Annotated in this window: 7 protein-coding genes; all 7 read right to left on the reverse strand. The window is 36.0% G+C overall.

Annotated elements, in window-relative coordinates; genetic code table 11:
- Positions 1 to 12: 12 nt before the first annotated feature.
- Positions 13 to 789 carry a 3-hydroxybutyrate dehydrogenase gene (locus LC076_RS16585; protein ID WP_226670229.1) on the reverse strand — a complete coding sequence of 259 codons (777 nt, stop codon included), beginning with the start codon at positions 787 to 789 and terminating at the stop codon, positions 13 to 15.
- 30 nt (positions 790 to 819) lie between these two features.
- The gene (locus LC076_RS16590) at positions 820 to 2,139 is read right to left on the reverse strand and encodes a GntP family permease (RefSeq protein ID WP_226670223.1); all 1,320 of its coding nucleotides are present in this window, start codon (positions 2,137 to 2,139) and stop codon (positions 820 to 822) included.
- Between the two features lie 29 nt (positions 2,140 to 2,168).
- Positions 2,169 to 2,834 (reverse strand): 3-oxoacid CoA-transferase subunit B, encoded by a 666-nt coding sequence (locus LC076_RS16595; RefSeq protein ID WP_226670224.1) that lies wholly within the window; start codon positions 2,832 to 2,834, stop codon positions 2,169 to 2,171.
- On the reverse strand, positions 2,831 to 3,532 hold the full coding sequence (locus LC076_RS16600; RefSeq protein WP_226670225.1) for a CoA transferase subunit A: 702 nt from the start codon (positions 3,530 to 3,532) through the stop codon (positions 2,831 to 2,833). The genes LC076_RS16595 and LC076_RS16600 overlap by 4 nt, the downstream gene beginning before the upstream one ends.
- A 394-nt stretch (positions 3,533 to 3,926) precedes the next feature.
- Positions 3,927 to 5,291, reverse strand: coding sequence for a sigma-54 interaction domain-containing protein (locus LC076_RS16605; protein WP_226670226.1), 1,365 nt, complete (start codon positions 5,289 to 5,291; stop codon positions 3,927 to 3,929).
- Positions 5,292 to 5,605: 314 nt separating this feature from the next.
- A complete protein-coding gene (locus LC076_RS16610; RefSeq protein ID WP_226670227.1) occupies positions 5,606 to 5,809 on the reverse strand; it encodes a hypothetical protein in 204 nt (67 codons plus the stop codon).
- Between the two features lie 10 nt (positions 5,810 to 5,819).
- A partial coding sequence (locus LC076_RS16615; protein ID WP_226670228.1) for a hypothetical protein occupies positions 5,820 to 6,000 on the reverse strand: 181 nt, incomplete at its 5' end.

The raw sequence follows: 6,000 nt of genomic DNA on the forward strand, positions 1-6,000 counted from the left end.
CAAATCTATCTTTTATTGAACTGTATATCCACCATCCATAACAATCGCCTGACCTGTTACACCTTTTGCTTTATTGCTTGCTAAAAATAAAGCATAATCAGCTATCTCTTGTGCTGCTAACAATCTTTTTTGTGGAATGAGTGGATATAACACATCTTCAAATACATCTTCTAGTGGTACATTTCTTGTTTTTGCTAAATCTTGAAGCTGATTTCGTACAAGTGGTGTATCAACATACCCCGGACAAAGTGAATTCACAGTGATTCCATGCTCTGCTCCTTCTAACGCAGCTACTTTAGTTAAACCAATAACACCATGTTTTGCACTATTATAAGCTGCTTTACCAGCAAATCCAATTAACCCATTAATGGAAGCTATATTTAAAATCCTCCCAAATTTCTGCTTTTTCATAATCGGGAAAGCATATTTAGTCGTAATAAATGGTGCGACAAGCATCACTTTTGTTAGTAACTCAAACTTTTCTGTTGGAAAATCTTCAATATGTGCAACATGCTGTAAGCCTGCATTGTTTATCAGTGTATCAATTCTTCCATACTCTTCTATCGTTGTGTTAATCACCTGAATGATCTCTTGCTCCTTTGTCACATCACACCTTAATCCTAGAGCTTGATTACCTTCATTTTGAATTTCCATCGCACTTTCTTTTACTTGAGATTCATTTAAATCGGTCAAAATAACTTTAGCACCTTCACTTGCAAATGCTTTTGCTAGTTCAAAGCCAATTCCTCCTGCCGCTCCTGTTACTAATACAACTTGATTTGAAACCATCATTATTAACCTCCGAATCTATAGATTTCTTTATATCCCTAATCCTAAAGAAAATAAAATAATCGCTAATATAACTCCTAAAAGTGGAACAATGACTGTTACAGCACCTACAGGGTTATAGGCATCTTGATGTGATTCTCCACAAATTGCCCGAACAGTTGTTACAACATAACCATTGTGTGGTAGAGAATCTAACGCACCAGAAGATATCGCTACTACACGATGTAATGCTTCAGTATTTACACCCATATCCATGTAATGTGGAGCTAGTAAAGGTAAAGCAATTGCTTGACCTCCAGAAGCTGAGCCAGTCATACCTGCTATAACACTTACTGCAATTGCTCCACCTATAAGTGGACTTCCAGGGATACTTGTCATAGCATTTACTGCAACCTCAAATGCTGGTACTGCCTTTGCTACTCCCCCGAAACCAACAACAGCAGCTGTATTTCCTAAAGCTAATAACGCACCAAGTGTACCTTCAGAAACAGCGTTCCAAAATGATTTGAAATACTTACGATTTAACAAATACGTAGCAATTACTCCTCCAAGTAAGGCAATAATTAAAGCAGATTGCTGTAGGGAGTCATGAAATACAAATGAAATAATAAGAACAACTAATAATGGCACTAATCCTGTTAAAGGGTGTGGTAGTGCTTTATCTTCATTTACAGGATCATTTTCTCTTGCAACAAAGCTTTCTCCACGTGAGATTGCTTTTTTAATCATTTTTCCTAACCACCAATAACCGAATACCATCATAAATACGGCAACAATAAAACTTACTTCCCAGCCTGCATATGGAGATGTTCCTAAATATTCAATCGGAATCCAGTTTTGAATTTCTGGTGATCCAGCTGATGTCATCGTAAAAGTCACTGAACCAAACGCCAATGCTGCTGGAATAAATCTTCTTGGCAAGTTCGCTTCTCTAAATAAACTAACTGCCATCGGGTAAACAGAAAACGCTACAACAAACAAGCTAACTCCACCATAAGTTAAAACAGCACAAGCAATAACGATCGCTAAAACCGCTCTTTTCATTCCTAACTTACTAACAATCCATTTAGAAACACTATCAGCTGCACCGCTATCTTCCATAACTTTTCCAAAGATTGCTCCTAGTAAAAACATTAAGTACCAAGAAGCGATAAACCCTGAAAAGCCAGTCATATAATTTCCTACAAAGTTAGCTTCCCCTTCAGCAACTAATTGAGGAAAAAGTGGTAACCCACTAAACACGGCAACAAACAAAGCACACAACGGTCCTGCTACTAATAAATTCATACCCCTCATCGTTAGAAAAATTAAAAGTGCTAATCCGCCTATTAAACCGATCATACTAAACATGTTAAATCCCCCTTTGTTTCACTAGTTTCTTACGAAGAAGATGAAACCTTAACATTCTCGCAAACTATTAAGTTAGCAGCAGTCGATTTTAAAACATCCTCTATTGTATAACCTGCCAATACTTCGCTTAAGAACATTCCATTATTTCTTATATCAATCACAGCTCGATCAGTGATAATTCTGTCTACAACACCTTTTCCTGTTAGTGGCAGACTACATTGTTTAACGATTTTAGGTTGACCATTTTTTGAAACATGTTCCATAATGACTACAATCTTCTTTGCACCATGAACTAAATCCATGGCACCACCCATCCCCTTGATCATCTTCCCTGGTATCATCCAATTTGCTAAATCACCACTCTCTGAAACTTCCATTCCACCTAATATTGCTAGATCAATATGTCCTCCTCGAATCATTGCAAATGACTCTGCACTATTGAAAAAACTTGAACCAGGTATGGCAGTGACCGTTTCTTTACCTGCATTAATTAAATCTGCATCAACATCTTCTTCTTTAGGATAAGGCCCTATACCAAGCAAACCATTTTCCGATTGTAAAACAACAAATTTATCAGGTTGAATATAATTTGCTACTAATGTAGGCATTCCGATACCTAAATTCACATAGTAACCGCTTTCAATTTCCTGTTCTGCACGTCTTGCAATGATTTCGCGAATAGTACCTTTACTCATAGTAGCTCCTCCTGTCGAACTGTTAGCCTTTCAATTCTTTTTATTTGTTCACCAACAATCAGATGCTGCACATATATACTTGGTGTATGAACATGTTGTGGAGCAATTTCCCCTATTTCCATCATTTCCTCAACTTCAGCAATTGTTATTTTTCCAGCCGCTGCCATCATCGGATTAAAGTTTTGAGCTGTTTTGTTGTATTGGAGATTTCCCAGACGATCTCCTCGCCATGCTCTGACAAAACTAACATCTGCTGTTAGTGCTGTTTCTAATAAATATTCTTTTCCATCAAACGTTCGAACTTCTCTACCTTCAGCAATTTGCGTACCAACACCTGCAGGCGTATAAAATGCTGGTATCCCTGCTCCACCTGCTCGAATTCTTTCTGCTAACGTGCCTTGTGGTATTAACTCCACCTCAATTTCATTTGCTAGTACTTGTCTTTCAAACTCTTTATTTTCACCAACATAGGATGCAATCATTTTTTTTATTTGCTTATTTTTCAAAAGTAAGCCAAGTCCCCAATCATCAACACCACAATTATTGGAAATAACGGTCAAATCCTTTACTCCTGTTTCAACTAAGGCCAAAATTAAGTTTTCCGGAATTCCACAAAGCCCAAATCCCCCTACCATAATTGTTGAACCATTTTCAACATCTTGAACTGCCTCTTGAAATGAATGAAAAAGGTGTTTCATAATCTTCCTCCTTTCTTATACATGAATATAAATGCAAGATATGTGCCAACTTCTATTAAGCTGTTAATCTTTAAAAAAGTCTCTTTTCTGAAAGATTGTTGCTAATTGTCCTAACTATGCTGTAGAAACATTGTTGTTATAGCATTATAGGTACTAATCTATGGAGAAAAGATGCCACTATGCTTTATACAGTGCTGTTTACTTGGAGTTGTTAAAAGGAACAAAGTTTGCGAAAACAGCCATAAGAAAATAGACACATATGAAACAGGTTTTTTCCGAATTCCTGGAATTGGTTCAATAATGATAACTTGTCCATGATCAGTAATGTCTTATACAGCAACACAAAAAAGAACAGTCCAGTTTTCTGGACTGTTTTCCGATTTTCTGGAATGAATTAAGTTATGTGATGCTTTTGAATTTTGTCATAGATGCTAGATTTACTGATTCCAAGAGCTTTTGCAGCTTTTCTTTTATCACCTTCGAATTTCTTTAATGTTGAAAGTAAAATATTCTTTTCCTCCTCAATTAACATTTCTTTTAATGAAGTTGCTCTTGAATGATAAATCGTTTTTTCTTTTATGTAATCTGGAATGGCTTCGAGTGTTATAACATCAGATTTCGCCAGATGAATTGCAGCTTCGATTATATTTTCTAACTCACGAATATTCCCTTGCCAGTGATAATGCAAAAAGGTATTCATCACATCTTCATGAATGAGTGAAATTCGTTTACCTGTTCGTAATGAAACTTTTTTTATAAAATGCCGTACAAGAGTTTCAAGATCTTCCAGCCGTTCCCTTAGTGGTGGTATAAACAAAGGAATCACGCTAATTCTGTAATATAAATCACTACGAAAACTATTGCTTTCCATAAGTACTTCTAAAGGGCGATTAGTTGCTGTAATCACTCTAACATCTAATGGAATGGTTTTGGATGAGCCTACAGGTTCAACCTCTTTTTCTTGAAGAACACGAAGTAATTTCACCTGCATATGTGCACTCATATCACCAATTTCATCAAGAAAAATAGTTCCCCCATTTGCTAGTTGAAACTTCCCCTTTTTGCCGCCTTTCTTAGCTCCTGTGAAGGCACCGTCTTCATATCCAAATAGCTCTGATTCAAGTAGTTGCTCTGGAATTGCTCCACAGTTGACCTTAATAAAAGGCTTATCACTGCGATGACTTAACAAATGAATACTATGTGCAAACAATTCCTTTCCTGTTCCACTTTCACCTCTAATTAACACTGAGCTGTCTGTCGCAGCAATGGATTTCACTCTTTCCTTTAATTCCTTCATGATCGCTGAGTTGGAGTGGATATCATTAAGGGTATATTTGGCTCCAGTAGATTCCTGTTGATCAATAAATGATTGAATCGAAGAAAGATGATGCCGCACATGTGAATTCATCTCATGCCATTCCTTTGTATCTCGAAACATAACAGTGCCAAAAGCTCCAACAACCTTATTTTCTGCAAAAATCGGAATTCGGTTTGCAATCATATAATTCCCACGAATATATTGAAGATCTGCTATTTCCTCTTCTCCAGTTTCAACAACAATATGCATTCTTGTATTTTCAATTACATTGGTTACATGTTGTCCAATCACTTCATCTTTATTTACTTCACAAAAACGGCAATAATTTTCATTCATATAAATAACTTTGCCTTCTGCATCAACAATAACAATCCAGACGTAAGCGTTTTCAATTACAGTTTCAAATATTTCCTTCGCATATGGAAAACGTTGATTTAACATGATACTACCTACCCCTAGCAAACTGTTTTTCTATTATCGTATCATAAAGCAACTTATCAAAATAGCAGGAAATGGTTAAAGCAGCTTGGTTGTTTACGTCTATATGAAGAAAATAAGAGTAAACTTCTCATAAACTGCTGTGAAATTATATAAGAGAACAACATTTAACTTTTCATCTACCATAATTGAGGTTTTTTGATGTATTTTTTCTAAATATTTGCTTGAGTTGTTAAGTCCTTTTCAGTAATCGTTCAACTTTACCTAATAATCGTTCAACTTTGGGCGATAATCATTCAACTTTCATGTATAATCCATCATTCGACAGATTTCGCAATACAGCAACAACCAACCATCTCCGCCCCACACATTTGCTGAACAAAGCAAAAAGCTTGGCTATTATATATAATTCTTTTCTCGAATCGTTCAACTTTGTCTACTAATCGTTCAACTTTTGACGATAATCTTTCAACTTTACCTAATAATCGTTCAACTTTTGAAGTTAATCGTTCAACTTTCATGTATAATCCATCATTCGACAGATTTTGCAATACAGCAACAACCAACCATCTCCGCCCCACACATTTGCTGACCAAAGCAAAAAGCTTGGCTATTATATATAATTCTTTTCTCGAATCGTTCAACTTTGTCTACTAATCGTTCAACTTTTGACGATAATCTTTCAACTTTACCTAATAATCGTTCAACTTTT

The sequence above is a fragment of the Metabacillus litoralis genome, from assembly GCF_020524045.1.
GTDB classification, from domain to species: Bacteria; Bacillota; Bacilli; order Bacillales; family Bacillaceae; genus Metabacillus; species Metabacillus litoralis_C.